17 protein-coding genes are annotated in these 20,148 nt (G+C 71.3%); 12 read left to right on the top strand and 5 right to left on the bottom strand.

The features are described from left to right. The first annotated feature begins 47 nt into the window (after positions 1-47). From QSK25_RS33175 to QSK25_RS33160, 4 genes are all read left to right on the top strand, one after another. Positions 48-2,645: a helix-turn-helix transcriptional regulator gene (locus QSK25_RS33175; protein ID WP_285644189.1), complete on the top strand. Its 2,598-nt coding sequence runs from the start codon at positions 48-50 to the stop codon at positions 2,643-2,645. Then, a complete protein-coding gene (locus tag QSK25_RS33170; RefSeq protein ID WP_285644466.1) occupies positions 2,645-5,317 on the top strand; it encodes an AAA family ATPase in 2,673 nt (890 codons plus the stop codon). Before QSK25_RS33175 ends, QSK25_RS33170 begins: the two co-directional genes overlap by 1 nt. A gap of 396 nt (positions 5,318-5,713) precedes the next feature. After that, positions 5,714-6,388: a helix-turn-helix transcriptional regulator gene (locus tag QSK25_RS33165; protein WP_285644188.1), complete on the top strand. Its 675-nt coding sequence runs from the start codon at positions 5,714-5,716 to the stop codon at positions 6,386-6,388. Positions 6,389-6,431: 43 nt separating this feature from the next. Continuing rightward, positions 6,432-7,436: a beta-ketoacyl-ACP synthase III gene (locus QSK25_RS33160; protein ID WP_285644187.1), complete on the top strand. Its 1,005-nt coding sequence runs from the start codon at positions 6,432-6,434 to the stop codon at positions 7,434-7,436. Between the two features lie 63 nt (positions 7,437-7,499). Here QSK25_RS33160 and QSK25_RS33155 read toward each other — a convergent pair whose 3' ends face one another. After that, positions 7,500-8,210, bottom strand: coding sequence for a Crp/Fnr family transcriptional regulator (locus QSK25_RS33155; protein WP_285644186.1), 711 nt, complete (start codon positions 8,208-8,210; stop codon positions 7,500-7,502). Between the two features lie 107 nt (positions 8,211-8,317). Between QSK25_RS33155 and QSK25_RS33150 the strand changes: the two genes are divergently transcribed. Further along, positions 8,318-9,238: a PucR family transcriptional regulator gene (locus QSK25_RS33150; RefSeq protein WP_285644185.1), complete on the top strand. Its 921-nt coding sequence runs from the start codon at positions 8,318-8,320 to the stop codon at positions 9,236-9,238. A 117-nt stretch (positions 9,239-9,355) separates the two neighbouring features. After that, complete coding sequence (locus QSK25_RS33145) at positions 9,356-10,120, top strand: PucR family transcriptional regulator (protein ID WP_285644184.1); 765 nt, start codon at positions 9,356-9,358, stop codon at positions 10,118-10,120. Here QSK25_RS33145 and QSK25_RS33140 read toward each other — a convergent pair. Then, entirely contained in the window at positions 10,114-10,536 is a 423-nt protein-coding gene (locus QSK25_RS33140) for a YciI family protein (RefSeq protein ID WP_285644183.1), read from the bottom strand. The two genes, QSK25_RS33145 and QSK25_RS33140, sit on opposite strands and share 7 nt — an antisense overlap. Before the next feature lie 112 nt (positions 10,537-10,648). Here QSK25_RS33140 and QSK25_RS33135 point away from each other — a divergent pair, with 112 nt between their 5' ends. After that, positions 10,649-11,041: a CoA-binding protein gene (locus tag QSK25_RS33135; protein ID WP_285644182.1), complete on the top strand. Its 393-nt coding sequence runs from the start codon at positions 10,649-10,651 to the stop codon at positions 11,039-11,041. Positions 11,042-11,119: 78 nt separating this feature from the next. Beyond that, the gene (locus QSK25_RS33130; protein WP_285644181.1) at positions 11,120-12,013 is read left to right on the top strand and encodes a ParB/RepB/Spo0J family partition protein; all 894 of its coding nucleotides are present in this window, start codon (positions 11,120-11,122) and stop codon (positions 12,011-12,013) included. 158 nt (positions 12,014-12,171) lie between these two features. Here QSK25_RS33130 and QSK25_RS33125 read toward each other — a convergent pair whose 3' ends face one another. Continuing rightward, positions 12,172-13,275 carry a helix-turn-helix domain-containing protein gene (locus QSK25_RS33125; RefSeq protein WP_285644179.1) on the bottom strand — a complete coding sequence of 368 codons (1,104 nt, stop codon included), beginning with the start codon at positions 13,273-13,275 and terminating at the stop codon, positions 12,172-12,174. Between the two features lie 120 nt (positions 13,276-13,395). Here QSK25_RS33125 and QSK25_RS33120 point away from each other — a divergent pair, with 120 nt between their 5' ends. Then, positions 13,396-13,977, top strand: coding sequence for an NUDIX domain-containing protein (locus QSK25_RS33120; protein WP_285644177.1), 582 nt, complete (start codon positions 13,396-13,398; stop codon positions 13,975-13,977). 28 nt (positions 13,978-14,005) lie between these two features. Next, positions 14,006-14,212, top strand: a complete 207-nt coding sequence (locus tag QSK25_RS33115) for a hypothetical protein (RefSeq protein ID WP_285644176.1) — start codon at positions 14,006-14,008, stop codon at positions 14,210-14,212. 94 nt (positions 14,213-14,306) lie between these two features. Here QSK25_RS33115 and QSK25_RS33110 read toward each other — a convergent pair whose 3' ends face one another. Continuing rightward, positions 14,307-15,266: a hypothetical protein gene (locus QSK25_RS33110; RefSeq protein WP_285644175.1), complete on the bottom strand. Its 960-nt coding sequence runs from the start codon at positions 15,264-15,266 to the stop codon at positions 14,307-14,309. Positions 15,267-15,504: 238 nt separating this feature from the next. On the opposite strand from QSK25_RS33110, the gene QSK25_RS33105 reads away from it, so the two are divergent. Then, positions 15,505-17,325, top strand: a complete 1,821-nt coding sequence (locus tag QSK25_RS33105; RefSeq protein WP_285644173.1) for a S8 family serine peptidase — start codon at positions 15,505-15,507, stop codon at positions 17,323-17,325. A 4-nt stretch (positions 17,326-17,329) separates the two neighbouring features. Here the strand turns inward: QSK25_RS33105 and QSK25_RS33100 are convergent, their stop codons facing one another. Beyond that, positions 17,330-17,950 carry an L-threonylcarbamoyladenylate synthase gene (locus QSK25_RS33100; RefSeq protein WP_285644171.1) on the bottom strand — a complete coding sequence of 207 codons (621 nt, stop codon included), beginning with the start codon at positions 17,948-17,950 and terminating at the stop codon, positions 17,330-17,332. A gap of 103 nt (positions 17,951-18,053) precedes the next feature. Between QSK25_RS33100 and QSK25_RS33095 the strand changes: the two genes are divergently transcribed. Continuing rightward, on the top strand, positions 18,054-19,700 hold the full coding sequence (locus tag QSK25_RS33095; protein WP_285644169.1) for a glutamate--tRNA ligase: 1,647 nt from the start codon (positions 18,054-18,056) through the stop codon (positions 19,698-19,700). Positions 19,701-20,148: the final 448 nt, after the last annotated feature.

Raw genomic sequence — 20,148 nt, 5'->3', positions numbered from 1 at the left:
TTTATCCTGGAGTCCTGGGTCTTTCTTCGAGCCTGAGGCGGTGGGCGGTGGACGAGCAGCCGGAGCTCATCGGTCGTGAGAGCGTGCTCACCGCTGTGGCCCACCAGACGACCGCCGCCCGCCGTGGCCGGGGTGCGCGGGCCGTGCTCGTCCGCGGGGGCCGCGGGTGCGGCAAGTCCGCTGTTCTGGGCAGGGTCGCCGCCACCGAGTCGAAGGCGGGGACGACGGTGCTGAGCGCCGGTGGGCGGGGCGAACGCCGGCCGCTCGCCGTCGCGCGCAGGCTGCTCGCCCAGGCGGGGGTGCGGGTCCCGGAACTCGCCGACCCGTCCGCCGCCACCTTCCACCGCGTGTACCGCGGCATGTGGCGCGACGTGGTGGCGTTGTCGCAACGCTCGCCCGTCTGCCTCGTCATCGACGACCTGGACGCCTGCGACGACGCGACCGTGCACTGGGCCGACTTCGTGGTGCGCAGGCTCGGTGACGAACCGGTCAGCCTGGTGCTGTCGCACGACCGCGCGGTGCAGGCCGATCTCGCCAGCGCGCACGTGGTGGACCTCCCGCCGCTCACCGCGCCGCAGGTGGTCGACATGATCTCCACGACCCTGGACTTCCCGCCGGACGCCGGGTTCACGAGCCTGTGCCTCGAACTCTCCGGCGGGGTCCCGAGCCACCTCGCGACCGTGCTCGCCGACATCCGCGCCGCACGCGCGTTGCGCCAGGAGTCCGTCGAGCTCGTGGCCGCACGCCGGTTGCGCGACCAGCCCGCCCACCTGCGCGCCATCGCCGCCGCGCTCGTCGTCGTCGACCGCGAGGAACTCGTCGGCCCGCTCGCCGGGGTGTCCGAGCGCGTCGCCGAGACCGGCATCTCCGCGCTGCGCCGCCAGCACCTGCTGGGCGACGGCCTGCCCGAGCACGTCCGCGCCTGGTACCGGGCGGGCGTGCTCGACGTGCTCGACCCGGCCGAGGTCGTCGACCTGCGGCACCGCGCGGCCGTCGTGCTCGACGAGTCGGGGCACGACGCGCGGGCGGTCGCGGACCAGCTCGTGCACCTGCCCGCCGTCGACGCGCCGTGGATGTCGCAGGTCCTGCACGAGGCCGCGGCGGGCGGACGGGCGCAGGACGCGTCGAGGTACCTGCGCCGGTTGGTGGAGCTGCACCCGGACGACATCGAACTGCGGGTGAACCTCGCGACCGAGCTGTCCCGGCACGACCCCGCCCAGGCGTGCGAACACCTCGCCGCAGCGTTCCACCGCACCACCGACCCGGACCTGAGGGCCGCCGTCGCCGTCAAGCACGCGCTGACCGGGCGGACGCGCACGTTCCTGCGCCTGGCCCGCGATCCCGCGCTGCCCGAGGACCTCACCACGCTGCTCGACGCCGTGCAGCTGTCGATCGACCTCGACGACGCGCACACCGCCGCGGCCGCCGCGCGGAACGCCACGCCACCGCCCGCGTGCGACACGACCGCCCAGCGCTGCCTGCTCGGCGTCGTCGCCGAAGCCACCATGCGCGGCGGCGGCGCGGTGCACGAGGCCGTGGGCCACGCACGGGCCGCGCTCGCCGACTCCGACGCGCTGACCGACTGGTCGATGCTGTCCGCCGCGGCCGTCCTGCGGGTGGCCGGGCACAGCGCGGACGCGCTCGCCGTCCTCGACCGGGCCGTGGACGCCTTCTCCTGCAACGGGGACTCGCTCGCGCTGTGCCGCTCGCTGTTCCAGCGGGCGCTCGCCCACATGTCGCTGGGCGACCTCCAGCGGGCCACCGCGGACGCGGCCGCGGCGGTCCAGGCCGTGCGCGACGGCGACTGGGACCTGCCCAGGGCGACGATCCTGCTGGCGTGGCTGTCGGTGCAGACCGGCGACACCCCGCTCGCGGAGCGGCTGCTCGGCGAGGTCGACGAGGACGACATCCGGCACCTGACGCCGGCCCACCGCGAGTACCTGCGCGCGTCCGCGTGGCTCGCGTACACCCGGGGCGGGCTCGCGGTGGCGGCGGAACGGATGGCGGCCTGCCAGACGGTGCTGACGGCCGTCGGCATGAGCGACCCCAGCGCGTTGCCGACGTGGATCGACATCGTCCAGGTCCTCACCGAGGCGGGCCACGACGCGTCGGCCGCCGTGCGCGAGGTGGACCGGCTCGCCAGGGCGTGGCCGTCCCGCGAAGCAGCCGCGTTCTCGCTGCTGGCCAGGGCCTACACGACGACGGGGCACGGCGCGCTGGACATGGCGAAGGCCGCCTCGGACGGGTTCGCCGCCGTGCCGTCGCTGCTGCAGCAGGCCCGCACCGAACTGCTGCTCGGCACGCGGCACACCGAGTTCGAGCAGCCCAAGCAGGCGCGCACGCACCTGCGCGCGGCCGTCGGGCTCGCGTTGCGGGCGGGCAGTCGTCCCCTCGCGGACTCCGCCAGGGCGTTGCTGCTCGGCGCCGGCGGGCGGATGCGCGTGCCGTCCACCGCGGACGGCATGGCGGTGCTGACCGCGAGCGAGCGCAAGGTCGTGGAGCTGGCCGCGTCCGGTGCGACGAACCGGGTCATCGCCGAACGCCTGTCCGTGACGCTGCGGACGGTCGAGGTGCACCTGACCCGGGCGTACCGCAAACTCGGGATCTCCAGCCGTGCGGAGCTGGCGGACCACCTGGCCTCGTGATGACGCTGCTCGAACGCGCCGACGACCTGCGCCTGCTCACCGGCGCCCTGGAGCGCGTCCGCGCGGGTCGCGGCGACCGGATCGTCATCGCCGGGCCGCTCGGGTCCGGCAAGTCCGCGCTGCTCGCCGCACTGGCGGACCGGGCGGAGGACTGCCACGTCCTCACCGCCACGTGTTCGTTGCTGGAGCGGGACTTCGCGTTCGGCGTCGCCCGGCAGCTGTTCGACCCGGTGCTGGCGGGCGGCTGCGCGGACCTGCTCACCGGACCCGCCGGACTCGCGCGGCCGGTGTTCGAGGAGGACACGGCGGACGACTCGGCGTTCGCCGTGCAGGACGCGGCGAACAGCGGTCTCATCGCGCTGACCCGCGCGATGAGCGCGCGACGGCCGGTCCTGCTGCTGATCGACGACCTCCAGTGGGTCGACGAACCGTCCCGGCGGTGGCTCGTCGCGCTGTCGGCGACCCCGGGCGACCACCCCGTCCTGCTCGTCGTCGCCACCCGCGACGTCGAGAGCGGCTTCCTCGAGTGCACCGCGATCCGGCCGGAACCGTTGTCGCGGGGCGCCATCGCGAAGCTGGTCGAGCAGCGCACCGGCCGGCGTCCCGACGACGAGTTCGTGGCCGCCTGCCACGCGGTCACCGACGGCAACCCGATGTTCCTGCGCGCGGTGCTCCAGCACATCACCAGCCCGTCCGCCGACCAGGTGCCGCACGTCCTCGAACTGCGGCCCGCCCGGCTGCGCGAACGGCTGGTGCGCGACTTCGCCGCGCAGCCGCGGCACGCGCAGGACTTCGCGCGGGCGGTGGCCGTGCTCGGCGACGACGAACTGGCCGGGCGGCTCGCCGGGCTCACCGAGGCGCAGGCGGCGCAGGCGCAGCGGATCCTCGACCAGGCCGGGCTCGTGCTGAGCCGGCCGGTGATCAGGGACGCCATCGAGGAGTCCATGCCGGTCGCCGAACGCGAGGACTGGCAGCACCGGGCCGTGAAGGTGTTGCACGACAACGGGAGGCCCGCCGAACAGGTCGCCGCACGGCTGCTCGCGGCCGGGTCCGCGCACGGGCGGTGGGCGGTCGAGACGCTCGGTGAGGCCGCCGCGACCGCGTTGCGCCGGGGTGCTCCCGAGGTCGCCGCGCGGTACCTGCGGCGCGCGTTGCGGGACGTGCCCGCGGAGTCCGAGCAACGCGCGCGGCTGCTCGTCGACCTCGCGACCGCGGAACGGTTCTTCGACCCGGCCGCGTCCGTCCGGCACATCACGGCCGCCGTGCCGCTGTTCCGGACGGTCGAACAACGGGCCGCGGCGCTCGTGCGGATCGCGCCCACCGCGCTCGGGTCCGCGCCCCGGCCCGTGCGCGACCTGATCGACGACGTCGCCGCGAGCCTCGGCCACGACCAGGAGCTCGCGCACCGGCTGGAGGCGCGGCAGCGGTACGTGTGGCACTCCGATCCCGCGCTGCTCGCCGACTCCGCCGAACGCCTCCAGCAGATCGGCGGCACGACCCCCGGCGAACGCGAGCTCCAGATCGTGCTGCTCGAAGCCGCGATGCTCACCGCGCGGCTGCCCGCGCACCGGGTCGCGGACATCGGGCTGGCCGTGCTGAAGCAGGAACCACCCCATCCTCGGCAGGTGCACACCGCGCTGCCGCTGCTCATCAAGGTGCTCGCCACCGCGGACGCCGCCGCCGAGACCGTGCCGTGGCTCGACCAGGCGTTCGCGCAGGCGGGCGGCAGCGTCGAGCAGGCGTTGATCCTCGCGCAGCAGTCGTTCGTGCACATGCACCTCGGCCGGCCGGGGGAGGCGCGCGCGGCGGCCGAACGCGCGGTCGACCTCGCCGTGCTCGACTGGCGCGGCGACACCACGACCGCCGCGGTCGGGCTCATGGCCGTCGCGATCGACCTGCGCGAACCCGACCTGATCGCGCGGGTCGTCGCGTCCCGGCCCGACCGAGACGAACCGCCGGGCGTCGAGGCCGTGTACCGGATGCTGCACGCGGCGGGCGCGGCCACGGCGGGCGACTACCGGCAGGCGCTCGACCACCTGCTCGACTGCGGGCGCGTGTTCGACGCCATCGGCTGGCGCAACCCGGTGCTGCTGCCGTGGTGCGTGCTGACCGCGCGGCTGCACGCGCAGCTCGGTGATCTGGCGGCCGCACAGGACTTCGCCGCGCAGGCGTGGGAGCGGGCCGTGGAATGGGGTGCGCCGCTCGGCGTCGGACGGGCGTTGTGCATGCTCGGCCGCTACACGCCCGGTGCCCAGGGGCTCGGCATGGTGCGTGAGGCCGTCGAGGTCCTGCACGCGAACCCGTTCGAACGGGCCAAGGCGTTGCTCCAGCTCGGCGCGCGCGAACGGGCCGATGGCTCGGGATCGGGGCAGCAGCACCTCCGGCTGGCGTATCAACTCGCGGTGGAGAGCGGTGCGCAAAGGCTCGCGTCTCGAATCGCGCGGGAACTCGACGGTAATTCGCCCGGCACGGTCGTGGTGCTGACCCGCGCCGAGTACAAAGTGGCGCGGCTCGTCGTCCGCGGCCTCACCAACGCCGAAATCGCCGAAGAACTCGACGTGACGTCCCGCGCGATCGAGAAGCACCTCACCAACTCGTTCCGCAAGCTCGGCATCCGCCGCCGCACGGAACTGCCGGGCGCACTCGCGCGGGCCTGTCCTCCCACCGCTTAACGCGGGCGCAACATCTACGAATTTCTTGTGCCGCCATCCCTCATAGTTGAGTGGCACCTCAGTTACCGCGCTGTGGCGTCTCGATCGGCTGACGCGACATCTTCGCAGCTCAGGGTAGCTCTTGAGGCATCAGGTGAGACGCACCCGAAACGTCCGACCGAAAGACGTGGACGCCTCCCCGAACCCCTGCCCCGCGCCCACCACAACATCGGGGCACACACCTCCAAGCTCGGTGACCCGGCTCGCTGACTCTTCCTACGATTCACCCAGTCGAGGTCGAAAACCAGAAATAAACCTAGTTCGCCTCGCGCCGCCTCAAGTTTCTCTTCCGCCCGTCCGGTCGCACCGCGGACACGGAAAAGCCGAGTTCTACGAGATCGAGAGGGAATCAGTCCGATGTACACCGCTGCCGCAGGAACGTTCGTCACTGACCGCACCGCCGGCGTTCCGGACGCCGACGTGTTCCGCTCCCTGCTCGAACGCTCCGGACTCTGTCTCGCCCGCCTGGACCTCCAGCTGCGCGTGGTCGAGGCGAACGACGACTTCGTGAAGCAGTTCGGCCACTCCCGCGAGTCGCTGGTGGGCACCAGCTTCTACGAGCTGCTGCACCCCGGCGTGCACGGCCCGATGCGCAAGCAGTTCGACCGCCTCGTCGACGGCCACCGCCAGCGCTTCGTCGAGCACCTCGCGGGCATCGGCCCGCACCACGCCGTCTTCACCGGTGACATCACCGGCATCGCCGTCCACGACGTGCACGGCGACCTGGTGCAGTTCGTCGTCGTCGTGAACCCGGAGAAGGGCGAGCAGCCCAACGCCGTCGTGGTCGACCGCAACCGCATCCTCACCGAGCTCGACGCCCGCATCCTCGAGGGCATCGCCACCGGCGTGTCCACCGTGCGGCTCGCCTCGCGCCTGTTCCTGTCGCGGCAGGGCGTCGAGTACCACGTCGGCACCATGCTGAAGAAGCTCAAGGCCCCCAACCGCGCGGCGCTGGTGTCGCGCGCCTACAGCCTGGGCGTGCTGAGCGTCGCCAGCTGGCCGCCCGTGGTCTCCGCCGACTACATCAAGTAGGACTCGCACCACGACCGGACGGATGCTCGGGGAAGGCCGGAGAATGCGCGCAGCCGTGGTCACGGGACTCGGGTCCTGGCTCCCGCCGCGGGTGGTCACCAACGACGAGCTGACCGCGCGGCTCGACACGACCGACGAGTGGATCCGGTCCCGGATCGGAGTCGTCACCCGGCACGTCGTAGCCCCGGGAACGGCCACCTCGGACCTGTCGGTCGAGGCGGCGCGGCGGGCGTTGCGGTCGGCGGGCGTGCCCGGCGCGGGCGGCGTCGTCCTCGCGACCACGACGCCGGACCGGCCGTGTCCCGCGTCGGCACCGGAGATCGCGTCCCGGCTCGGCCTGGTCGACGTGCCCGCGTTCGACATCGCCGCCGTGTGCACGGGCTTCGTGTACGGGCTGGGCGTCGGCGCCGGGCTGATCACGGCCGGCACCGCGGACAGCCTGCTGGTCATCGGCGGCGACGCCTACTCGACGATCCTCGACCCGCGGGACCGCACCACCTCCGTCATCTTCGGCGACGGCGCGGGCGCGGTGGTGCTGCGGGCCGGGTCCCCGGACGAACCGGGCGCGCTCGGGCCGTTCGACCTCGGTTCGGACGGCGCGCGGTCCGACCTGATCACCGTGCGGGCCGGCGGGTCGCGCCAGCGGTCGTCGCGTGACGCCGTGCCGCCGCCCGGCGACGAGTTCTTCCGGATGGAGGGCCGCGAGGTCTTCGCGAACGCCGTCGCCCGCATGGCGGAGGCCTCGCGCAACGCCGTCAAGCGGCGCGGCTGGGCCGTGTCCGAGGTGGACCGGGTGATCGCGCACCAGGCCAACGTCCGCATCCTCGACGCCGTGTCGGCGGAGCTCGACGTGCCGCGCGAGAAGTTCGTCTCCAACATCGCCGACGTCGGCAACACCTCCGCCGCGTCGATCCCGCTGGCCCTCGCGCACGGGGTGCGGACGGGCGAGCTGCGCGCCGGGCAGAAGGTGCTGCTGACGGCGTTCGGCGGCGGCCTCACCTGGGGCGCCACGACGCTGGTGTGGCCGGAGCTGAGCCTGGCGGAGTGAGCTTCGTGGCACACGGCCGGGAGGACAGTCCTCCCGGCCGTTTTCGGTTGTCCGCTGGGGATCTCAGCGCTGCGCCGGCACCGCGGGCATGCCCACGCGGACCCGGCGGGCGAGCTGGGCCGGGGCGGTCAGGAAGATGCTCTTGCGCTCGATCGCGATCCATCCGCGCTGGGCGAAGTCCGAGAGCGTCTTGTTCACGGTGTCGCGGCGTGCCCCGATGTACTGGCCGAGCTCCTCCTGGGTGAGGTCCTCGATCATCAACGGCGCCCCGCGGCGGTCGGCCGAGAACCGGCCCGCCAGACGCAGCAACGCTTTCGCGATCCGCGCCGGGGCGTCCAGCTGCACCACGTCCATGCGCATCTGGTGCGACTCGCGCTGGCGGCGGGCGACGCAGCCCAGCAGCCGGTCGGTGATCTCCGGGCACAGCGCGAGCCACTTCGTGAGGTCGGCGCGCGCGATCCGGCCCGCCCGCACGTCGGTGATCGCGACCGTCGTCGACACCGACGGCGCCGCGTCGAACAGCGTCGGTTCCACCAGCAGGTCGCCCTGGCAGTGGAAGTCGAGCACGAGCTCGCGGCCGTCGGGGGAGGTGCAGCACGTCTTGGCCTTGCCCGAGCGCAGCACGTACAGGTGCTCGGTGGGGGCGCCGAGCCGCAGCAGCACGTCACCGCGGCCGAACTCGACGGGGTCGAGCGCCTGCGCGAACTGGCGCCACGCCTCGTTCGACGGGCTGAGGATCGGCGGCCGCGCCGGGGCGAGCAGCTGAGGTGCCATGCGTCCGACGTTAGGGCGGGTGGCACTGGCGTTGCGCTGGACAACACCTGGGGATTTCCCCACTGCTGCCGCTGCGATCCTGCAACGGGGGAGAGGGGAGCGCGCCCGTGCCGTTCGACGTCGGTCGCCTGCTGCACGAGGAGTTCCTCGCCGTCTACCGCGCCGCCGCCGCGGACGCCGACGGCTGGGAGGACGCCGCCGTCACCGCCGCGCACCGCGCCGGGTCGCGGCTGCGAGCCGCGAAAACGCCTGTCCCGCAGGTGGTCGCGGCCCTGCGGGCCGCCGACGGGGTGCTCACCGAGACCGTGCTGGACGGCGGCGGGGACGCCCGTGCCGTCGCCGCCGCCGGAACCGCGCTGGCCGCAGAGCTGATGTCCGCGTTCTGCGCGGCCGAGGACGGACTGGCGGACGCGGTCCTCGCCGGGGACGCGCCGGACTCCGCCGCCGCGTCCTACGCGGTCGTCGCGGTGCGCGGAGCGTTGCCGGAGAACGTGGTAAACGCTTTCCGTCGACGCGGGACAGTGCTGCTCTCGTCATCGGGTCACCTGCTGCTGCCGGTCGCGGAACCGGCCGCGCTCGCCGCGTGCCGGAGCGTGTGCGCCGAACTCGGCGGCGAGGTGTGGCTGAGCGTCGCCGGACGCCCCGCCGCGCGCGTTGCGCTGGCGCGCGAGGAGGCCGACGAGATCGACGCGCTGGTGGCGTCGCTCGGGAGACCGCCCGGCGTGTACCGGATCGACGACGTGCTGTTCGAGAGCGCGATGACGGACACCCGGGAGGTGCGCGACGAACTGGACAGGGTCGTCGCGCCGCTGCTGGCGAACCCCGTGCTGGTGGACACGGTCCTGGCGCTGCTGGAGGCCGGCGGCAACAGGGCTTCAGCTGTCAAGAAGCTGTTCATCCACCGCAGCACCATCGACTACCGGCTGTGGCAGGTCGAGCAGCTCACCGGACTGAGCCCGGTCAACCCACGTGACCTCGCCGTTCTCGGCACGGCGATCGGCATGGGCCGCGCGAACGCCTGGGGCTGAACGACTTCAGTCGATCTTGGGCAACGTCAAGCCTCCCTCAAGCGGGCTGTGCGGGCCGCAGGTGTTTCCCTAGCGTTTTCGGCGGGACACCCGCGGCGACACCCGAGGAGGCGACGCGTGACCACCGTGCTGGACAGCGGGCTGCTGGGAGACTTGCTGCGGGACATCCTCAGCCCGTTCGACCTCCCGCCGGTCGAGGACGTGGCGACCCGCCGGCAGCTGGCCGGGACGCTGCTTTCGGGACGGGACAACGGAAGTTCCGACGGACTGGCGCTCTCGTACGCGGTGGTCGCGTACTGCGCGTCCACAGAGGACCCCTGCGCTCTGGTCGTCGAGGCGTTGCGCGACAACCACGACGCGCTCGTGCTCGACGGCGTGTACGGCGGGTACGCGCTGCTGCCGTGCCCGCAGGACGACCAGGTCGCGCTGGCCCGCGCGCTGCACGACCGGCTGGGCGCGGACGTCTGGATGGCCGTGTCCTGGGCACCCCGCCGCGACCTCGCCACCGCCCGCGCGACGGCCGAGGACGTCCTGCGGATCGCGTTCGGTCGCCCGCCCGGTGTCTACGAGCTGCGGGACGTGCTCGCGGACTTCGCGGTGCTGCGCCGGCCGCACGTCGCCGCGCGGCTGACCCGCATGATCGAACCGGTGGTGGCGGAACCGATGTTGCTGGACGCGCTGCGGGCGTTCCTCGCCGAGGACGGCAACCGCACGGCCGCGGCGCGCACGCTCGACGTCCACCGCAGCACCCTCGACCACCGCCTGCGGCTGATCGAACGGCTCACCGGCTGCCGTCCGACCTCGCCGCGGGCGTTGCTGACGCTGAGCGTCGCGCTCACCGCTCACTCAGCGCCGGAAGTGCCGCTGCCGCGCACTCACTGATTGCGCGCGGCGACCTGCTCGCGCAGCCGGTCCTCCTGCGCCTGGATCTCCGGCGTCAGTGCGTCGCCGAACGCCTCGGGGCCGTGGATCTGGCGGATCTCGACCTCGCCCTCGGAGAACGGCGCCTTCTTCAGCCACTCCACGGCGTCCTGCAGGCTCGGCAGCTCCCAGATCCAGAAGCCCGCGATGAGTTCCTTGGTCTCGGTGAACGGACCGTCGATGACCGTCGTCGCGCCCTTGCCGTCGAACGCGACCCGCGCGCCCTTCGCACTCGGGTAGAGGCCGTCACCCGCGAGCATCACCCCGGCCTTGACCAGCTCCTCGTTGTAGTCGCCCATCTCGGTGAGCTCCTCGGTCGTCGGCATCCTGCCGCTCTCGGAGTCCTCGTTGGCCTTGACGATGACCATGAACCGCATCTCGATCTCCTTCGCGTCCGGTGCGTTTCTACCCAGGCGTCGATCGGGGTCCCCGCTGTTTCGACCGACTCGCGGGAATTGTGACCGGCGTCACAGGGTTAGTGTTGGAGGCATGCGCGAAGACGTCGACTGGATCCTCGAGAACTGCCAGGTCTGGGCCGTCGTGGGGCTCTCGGACAACCCGTCCCGCGCGGCCCACGGCGTGGCGCGGTTCCTCCAGCAACGCGGCAAGAAGATCGTGCCCGTGCACCCGTCCGCCGAGACCGTGCACGGCGAGCAGGGCTACGCCACGCTCGCCGACATCCCGTTCCCGGTCGACGTCGTGGACGTGTTCCGCCGTTCGGAGGACGCGGGCCAGTTCGCCGACGAGGCCGTGGCGATCGGCGCGAAGGCCGTGTGGTTCCAGCTCGGCGTGGTCGACGACGCCGCGTACGCACGTGCCCGCGCGGCCGGGCTGCACATGGTGATGGACGTGTGTCCCGCGATTGAGTGGCGCTCCCGTTGAACGAGTAGCTAACCTTCTCGGGTCGTACCCGGACACCTGGGGGTTCTGGGGGACACAGCCTGGGGGGCTTGATTTCGCATGCTCGTAGACATCACCGCGTTGCGGTCCGCCGAGTCGCCGCGGCTGCGCGGCCACAACGACGACTTCATCCGGTCGCTGGCGTCGTCCGGCGCCCACCTGCCGCCGATCGTCGTGCACCGCCCGACGATGAAGGTCGTCGACGGCACCCACCGCCTCAAGGCCGCGGTCCTGCGGGGCTGCCGCGCCGTCGAGGTCGAGTACGTCGACGGACCGGTGGAGGACGTGTTCGGCCTGTCCGTGTCGCTGAACCTCGCGACGCTCTCGACCGCCGACCGCGAGGCCGCCGCCCGCCGCCTGCTGCGCTCGCACCCGCAGTGGTCGGACCGCGCCATCGCGGCCGCCACCGGCCTCGCCGCCAAGTCCGTCGGAGTCCTGCGCCGCGCCGTCGGCGGCCAGGCACCGGTGCGGGTGGGCCGCGACGGCAAGATCCGTCCGGTGAACTCCGCCGCCGGACGCCGCCTGGCGGGCCGGATGGTGCAGGAACGCCCCGACGCGTCGTTGCGCGACATCGCCCGTGCGGCCGGGGTGTCGCCCGGCACCGTGCGGGACGTGCGTCGTCGGCTGAGCCTGGGGCTCGACCCCGTTCCGGAGCGGATGCGCGCGGCCGAACGCGCCGAGGCCGTGCTGCCCGCCGCCAGGGGCGAGGTGCGGGACCCGGACGCCACGCTGCCGATCCTGCGCCGGGATCCGTCGCTGCGGTTCAACGAGCACGGGCGGCTGGTGCTGCGCTGGCTGGAGGCGCACGCCGTGTCGCAGGGGGAGTGGGCCACCGTCGTGTCCGGGGTGCCGTCGCACTGCCGGGAACTGGTGGCGGACATGGCACGCGGGTGCGCGGAGGCCTGGGTGGAGATGGCGGAGGCGCTCGAACGCGAAAGCCGCGCGGCCTCCTAGGCCGTCCGGAGGCCAGCCCGTCCCAACACGAACCCGCTTCACGTTTCCTTGCCGCACGCGGGGACCTTTCATTCGCCCCACGCGAACGAAAGGTCCCCGCGTGCGGTTCAGCAACGTGAAGCAGGCTCGTGATGGTGGAGAGAGCTCTGGTCGGGGGCCTAGGCGAAGAGGATTTCGGCTATCTCGGCTGCCACCTCGCGGCCCGCGGCGGGGCGCAAGCGGGACAACAGCTTGCTGAACGCCGTCAGGTCTATGTGGACGGTCGCCGACCGCACCTGGCGGATGTCGCCCAGCAGGTCGACGACGAGGGCGCAGGCGTGCTCGACCTCGCCCGCCGCCGCGTGCGCGAGGGCGCGGCGCAGGCCGAAGCGGGTGCGGGCGCGCAGGGAGTCGGGCGCGATGAGCGGCAGCTGCGTGTCGAGGATGGCGGCGGCCTCGGTGTGGCGGCCCAGGTCGTGGAACGACCAGGCGCGCGCGATGGCCACCTGGTCGACGAGACTCGTTGTGCCGTACCGGGATTCGCTGACCGTGCGCTGCAGTTCGTCGGCGCGGTCCAGGGCCTCCTGGCAGCGGTCGGCGGCACCGGCGAGCGCGTAGCCCTGCGCTTCTCGTTGCGCGGCCACGGCTTGCACGGCCGTCGAACGGGACTTGCCCGCCTTGCGGGCGAAGGCGACGGTGGCGTGCGCGTCACCCCGGTACAGCGCGAACTCCGAGGCGCGCACGTAGGCGTAGGCCTCCAGGTCGGGGTCGCCGCCCTTGGCCGCGTACTGGACGGCGCGGCGGGTGAGTTCGGCGGCGGAGGCGTCGTCGCCGCGTTCCTGCTCCATCCAGCCCGCGTACTCGGCGTAGCGGGCCGCCAGCAGCCACAGGCCGCGGCCGAGGCCCGGGTCGTCGGCGGAGCGGGCCATGGAGCTCAGGACGTCCACCTGGGGGCGCATGCTCGACAGCACGATGTCCGGGCTCTGGCGGTGGCCGAGGGCGCGGTGGTGGTCGAACATCGAGTCGTACGTCAGCAGCGTCGCGTGGTCGCTCGGGACGGGACGGGCGGGGGCGTCGGCGAGGTCGATCAGGTGGCCGTCGGCCTGCAGGACGTTGTCGAAGAGGCGCGCCATTTCGGGGTTCGGGTGGACCTGGCCGTTCTCGATCTTGCTGAGGTGTCCCTTGCTGTACGGTACGAGACCGGTCATCTGGCTGAGTGAGAGCCCGCGCTCGTTGCGCAGGCGGCGAACCTCCTGGGCGAACGTGGGCGACAACGACTTCACCCCCTCCCCCGGAAGTGTGGACGTGGACAAAGTTGCCAATGCGGAATGTCCACTTATTGGCCGGAGATTGACGATCAACTGGGGCTAACTGAAGCGGTTCGCGGTGGTTCCATGTGAGTCATGGTGATGACGCGGTCCGACGAGGCGGCTGGTGTGGTGATGGTCTGGCAGCGCTTGGCGACCAACGTGATCCACCGGTCGCCTTGGTTCGAGGTGCGCTCCGACAGCGTCGTGAGACCCGACGGCGGTCGTGACACCTACACGCACGTCGTGGCACCCGGATCGGTCACGATCCTCGCGCTGCGCGACGACGACGAGGTCGTGCTGACCAGGCAGTGGATCTACACGCACGGCGGCACGGAGTGGCGGCTGCCCGGCGGCGCCGTCGACGAGGCGGACCCCGACCCGTTGTCCGCCGCCCGCCGCGAACTCGCTGAGGAGACCGGGTTGCGCGCGGCGAAGTGGGAGTCGATCGGCCAGATCCACGGCGCCGACAGCCTCAGCAACCACGTCGACCACATCTACCTGGCGACCGACCTCACCCAGGGCGAACCGTCGCTCGGGCCGGGAGAGGCCGACCTGAGGGTGCGCACGATGCCCTTCTGCCACGCGCTCGACCTGGTCGGGCAGGGCAAGCTGCCGCACGCCGGCAGCTCGCACGCGCTGCTCGTGATGGCGTTGCGCCGCAAGAGCCTGCAATAAAGCGTTTCCCGGGGTTTCCTCATTCAGCGTGAAACAGGAAACCCATTCTCATCCGACTGGCGAAAAGCCACTCTTGAGGCATCGGCGAGAACACAGCCGAAATGCCAGTCAGATGGAGAAGGTGAATTTCTCGATGAGAATGATCTGCTCTCTCGCCACCGTCATGAAGGTTGCCGCCGTCTGCCTTTTCGTGGGATTCATGGTCGGCAGCGTCTTCATCGCCACGGTGATCTGACTTCATTTCGGACTGCGGTTCTCCCCAGCCTTCGAGGGAGGTGTCAGCCGTGGAACCGCACTTCTGCACCGAGATGATCTGAGTACCAGCCGGACTAGTCCCGAGGGGTCCACTGCACGCCGTAGCCCCTGCCCTGACGCGGATGAGGGAACATCACGTCGATCTCCCCGATCTCGTCCAGCGGCAAGGCTTGCGGCCAAGGGGACAGGTCGTCGGTGTCGCGCGCGAGGGCTTCCTCGACGCGCCACACCGCGTCCGGGAGGTCGTCCCGGTCGAACCGCACCCGCAACCGGAACGACTCGCACATCCGCTCCGGCCAGAACACGTAGGTCGGACGCATCGATTGTCCGCGCGGCACGCGCACTTCCAGTGCGAACTGGTGCGTTTGCCCCGCGTTGAGGGGTCGGGGCAACCGCAGCTTCATCAGGAACCGCCGCGGAGACGGACGTTCGTGGCCGATGAGCTCGACCCCGTGCAACACCTCCACGTCCAGGTCACCTGGAGCCCCGTCGGGCGTGGGGGACGGGATCGTGATCGACCACGCGATCTCGTTGACACCGTCGGTGTCGGCCACCACGGTCCGGCGCTCCGTGCACGCGGGCGTCGGACCGTCCAGCTTGAGCAGCGCGTCGAACTCCTTGACGTGCCACAGTTCTGACGGCGCCACGTGCGTCGTCGAGGGGGCCGGCTGCAGCGCCACCTCCACCAGGCGCTGCAGCCCGGCGTCCATCCGCCTGCGGACCGTCCGGGCGCCCCTGTCCTGCTGGCGCGCGAGCCACTCGATCCGTTCGTTGAGGAACCGGAACTGCGCTTCGTCGTGCAGTCCGAGCGGCGCCAGAACGGCGTTGCGGACCTCGACGGGGAAAGCGCGCGCGGCGTTCGCGACCCAGTCGCGCAGTTTCTGGCGCACCGCCTCCGCGCCGTCCGTCTCGACGATGCCGCACACCTGGCGCAACGCCGGTCCGACGTGCAAGTCGATACCGGGAGTCTGGACTCCGCGCCCCCGGCAGAGGGTGCGCAGTTCTTCCATCAGCTGCTCAGGTGCGACAGACATCCGTCCTCCGCGCGGAAATGCTTTGCCGGGCATGTCGGGCTTACCTGATCGGACGTTACTCCGGATGCACCATCCGGGTGAACGCAACGGCGGTGTGCGAACGGATTCTGCTACACCGCCAAACGAGATGATCACCGCCGAACGACTGATGCCTTGACCAGGCCTTTACCGGTAACGTGCTGGTCACGGGCGGTGACTCCCTCCGGTCATCGCCACCCCTGCCGATGGAGGTTTCTTCGTGCTGCGCACAATGTTGTCAGTCGCGACGGTGTTCGCGCTGGTCAGCGGCGTTCCTGCCGTCGCCGCACCGGCCGAGAGCGCCTACCTGCTCCAGTTCCGCACGACCCTGTCCGACGGCCAGCGGCACCAGCTGCAAGGCCTCGGCGTGCGGCTCGGGACGTTCGTCGAGAACGGCACCTACCTCGCCCGCATGACGAGCACCGCGCGCGTCTCGCGGCTGAGCTACGTGCGTGACGTGCGGCCGTTCCAGGCCCAGCCGCAGATCATGGCGCTCGGCTCGTCCGACTACCTGATCACGCTGGTCCAGCAGGACGAGCGCGACCAGAAGGCCGTCGCCGCCAAGGTGAAGTCCTTGGGCGGCAAGGTGAACACCATCTCCGCCAGCCGTGAGCACATCCTCGCGAACCTGGACGCGGGCCAGGCCGCGCAGCTCGCGAAGCTGCCCGCCGTCGCCGCGATCGACCCGGTGTCCGCGCCGGAGACCGACATGGCGATCTCGCGAGAGTCGTCCGGCGCCAACTACATCGAGAGCGTCGGCAACTACCGGGGCCAGGGCGTGCGGGGCGAGGTGATGGACGGCGGCCTGCGCACCACGCACCAGGAGTTCCGCGCGCGCCCGCCGTTGATGCACACTGGCAACTCGACGAGCACCTCGCACGGCACGTCAACGTACGGGCAGATCTTCGCGTCCGGCGTCTCGTCCGCGCACCGCGGCCTGCTGCCCGAGGCGCAGGGCATCTTCGCGATCTACGGCTCCGGTGACCGCTACACGCACACCAAGCAGCTCGTGGACCCGGCCGGCCAGTACCGCGCGGTGTTCCAGTCCAACAGCTGGGGTGACTCGCTCACCACGTCGTACAACTCGATCTCGCAGCAGATGGACCGGATCGTGTTCGACCACGACATCCTGATCTGCCAGTCGCAGAGCAACGCGGGCACCAGGAGCTCGCGGCCGCAGGCGTGGGCGAAGAACGTGCTGTCCGTCGGCGGGCACTACCACTACAACACGATCGACCGCGCCGACGACAAGTGGAACGGCGGAGCGTCGATCGGCCCCGCCTCCGACGGCCGCATCAAGCCGGAGATCTCCAACTACTACGACCGCATCGACACCACGACGTCCACGAACGACACCGCGTACACCACGTCGTTCGGCGGCACGTCCGGCGCCACGCCGATCACCTGCGGCAACGCCGGTCTGATGTTCCAGATGTGGGCCGACGGCGTGTTCGACGGCGGCCCCGGCAAGGGCCGTGACGTGTTCGCGTCGCGTCCGCACGCGGCCACCGCCAAGGCGTTGCTCGTCAACACCGCCAACCAGCACACGTTCTCGGGCACCACGCACGACCAGACGCGCACGCACCAGGGTTGGGGCACCGCGTCCGTCCGCAACATGTACGACCGTGCGAAGGCAGGTGGCTGGAAGCTGCCCGTGCTGGTGAACGAGACGGACCTGCTCACGACCGGTCAGTCGCGCAAGTACTCGTTCACGTCCAACGGGCAGACGCCGCTGCGCGCGACGCTGGCCTACACGGACCCGGCCGGTTCGCCGACCGCGGCCAAGGCCACCGTCAACGACCTGACGCTGAAGGTCACCGCCCCCAACGGCACCGTCTACTGGGGCAACAACGGCCTGCTGGCGGGCAACTTCTCCACCGCGGGCGGGTCCGCGAACACCGTCGACACCGTGGAGAACGTCCTGCTCCAGACGACCGCCGCGGGCACCTGGACGATCGAGGTGATCGCGACCGCCGTCAACGTGGACGGTCACGTCGAGACGGCCGCGACCGACGCCGACTACGCGCTGGTCGTGTCCTAGCGGTCTATTCGAACCTGGTCGCGTCACCCGCGCCGTAGCGGATGATCTCGGCCTCGCCGCTCGAGAAGTCCACCACCGTGGTGGGCGTGGTGCCGCACTCCCCGGAGTCGATCACCGCGTCCACCACGTGGTCGAGGCGTTCCTTGATCTCCCAGCCGTCGATCAGCGGCTCCGCCTCGTCGGGCAGCAGCAGGGTGGACGTCAGCAGCGGCTCGCCCATCGCCTCGAGCAGCGCCTGCGTGACGACGTGGTCGGGGATGCGCGCGCCCACCGTCTTCTTCTTCGGATGCATCATGCGGCGCGGCACCTCCTTCGTCGCGGGCAGGATGAACGTGTAGTTGCCCGGCGTGGAGGCCTTGATCGCGCGGAACACCGCGTTGTCCACCACCACGAACTGCCCGAGCTGCGCGAAGTTCTCGCACATCAGCGTGAAGTGGTGCTTGTCGTCGAGCTTGCGGATCTCGCGGATGCGGTCGATGCCGTCCTTGTTGCCGAGACGGCAGCCGAGCGCGTAGCAGGAGTCGGTCGGGTACGCGATCAGGCCGTCCTCCTGCAGGATCCGCACGGCCTGGTCGATGGCGCGCTTCTGCGGGTTGACCGGGTGGACGTCGAGGTACTTGGCCATGACGCGTGAGCTTAAGCTCTTGATCTGGGGCGCGGCATTTCGGCTGGCCCGCGTTGCTAACCTGGGAGGACTTCTTTCACCCCGGTTATGGAGACCCTTAGCGATGCTCGACCGTGCCGTCGTCGACGCCCTGTTCCCCTCGGACCTGCCTGAGCCGTCCTTCTGGGAGGAGCAGTACCCGCCCCGCGGGCTGGCGGAAGGCGCGAAGGTCGTCCGCCTGGGTCCGTCCCCGACCGGTTTCCTGCACATCGGCGGCCTGTACGTCGGCTCGATCGACCGCGACATCGCGACCCACTCCGGTGGCTCGTACATCGTGCGCGTCGAGGACACCGACCAGGCCCGCGAGGTGCCCGGCGCCGTCGAGCAGTTCAACAAGGCGTTCGCCTACTTCGGCATCCAGCCCGACGAGGCCGACTCCGTGGGCGCCTACGGCCCGTACCACCAGTCGCAGCGCGAGCAGATCTACCTGACCTACGTGCGCGAACTGCTGCGCACCGGCCACGCGTACCTGTGCTTCGCGACGAAGGAGGAGCTGGCCGACATCACCGCGCGCCAGCAGGCCACCAAGCTCCCCACCGGCTACTACGGCCGCTGGGCGATCTGGCGCGACAAGACGGCCGAAGACGTTCAGGCCGCTTTGGACGAGGGCCGCCCGTACGTCGTCCGCTTCCGCTCGCCGGGCAAGCCGGGGGAGCGCACGTCGTTCGTCGACGCCATCCGCGGCACCCTGGAGCACGAGGCCAACCGCAACGACGTCGTCATCCTCAAGGCGTCCGACCAGTCCCCGCGCCTGCCCACCTACCACTTCGCGCACGCGGTCGACGACCACCTGATGCGCGTGAACCTGGTGATCCGCGGCGAGGAGTGGATCTCCTCCGTCCCGACCCACCTGCAGCTCTTCGACGCCCTCGGCTTCGACCGCGTCGAGTACGCCCACATCGCGCCGCTGATGAAGCAGCAGGGCGGCTCCCGCCGCAAGCTCTCGAAGCGCAAGGACCCGGAAGCCTCCGTCGAGTACTTCATCGAGGCGGGCTTCCCGGCCGAGGCCGTCCAGTACTACCTGCGCGGCCTGGTGAACGCCCGCCTGGCCGAACTGCCGCTGGCCGAGGCCCTGGAGTCCCCGATCAACCTCGCCGAGTGCGGCGTGGCGGGCCCCCTGGTAGACCTCGTGAAGCTCGACGACATCTGCGCCGACTACGTCGCCACCCTCTCCGGCGAGGAGATCATCGACCGCGTCTCGACGTGGGCCGCCTCGTACGACCCGGAGCTGGTCACCGTTCTCTCCGAGGAGCGGGACGTGGCCCTGGCCGCCCTGAAGGTCGAGCGCGGCCCGGAGGTCGCGAACCCGCGCAAGGACCTCCGCAAGTGGTCGGACTTCCGCACCGCCTACGGCTTCTTCTTCCCGTCCCTCTTCCCGCTCGTCTCCGACAAGGCCGACGAACGCCTCGGCGGCCTCCCGCCCGAGCTGATCGCCGCCTTCACCGCGGACTTCGCGGACGGCTACGCCGACCTGGAGGACGGCCAGGAGTGGTTCGGCCAGATCCGCGAGCTCGCGGCGAAGCACGGCTTCGCCCCGAACCCGAAGGAACTGAAGAAGAACCCGGACGCCTACCCGGGCTCGATCCGCGAGGCCGCACAGCTCATCCGCGTGGCCCTCACGGGCTCGAAGGCGAGCCCGGACCTGCACGCCGTGGCCCGCACCCTGGGCACCGACGAGGTCCTCCGCCGAGTGCGCGCACTCGCAGGCTGACCCACCCCGACCGCCACACCGCGGCCCCCGGCTCCAGCAGGAGCCGGGGGCCGAGTGCTGTGCGGACGCAGAGGCGAGCCGGGGAGACGGCGAGCCGAGATGGCCAGGCGGGGAGATGCGGTAGCCGAGAGCTGGGCGACCAATGGCTTGGGGAGAACGATGCCGCAGGCGAGCCGTCAGTCTTGGCTGAACCGTCGAGCCGGTGTGGTGACGTACGCGCCCAACCCGACCACGTACGCGTGGGATTGGGGCTTGACTTCGGGTGCGAGGTGCTACCCCTCGTGGATCGGCCGGGCGCTTTTCAGCCTGGCCTTTTCCGGTCGACCAGCGCCTCGCAAGGGCCCCGAAGATGCTCCTATGGATTGTCAAGCTGTGCTGGGTATGGCGGCGAGGTCTGCGATGAGGCGGGGATAGATCTCGCGGGCGAGGTAGCGTTTGAGGCAGCGGA

Source organism: Lentzea sp. NBRC 102530 (genome assembly GCF_030269365.1).
Taxonomy (GTDB): domain Bacteria; phylum Actinomycetota; class Actinomycetes; order Mycobacteriales; family Pseudonocardiaceae; genus Lentzea.
Note: the sequence above shows the minus strand (reverse complement) of the source record. Positions and strands in the feature narration are given on the sequence as shown.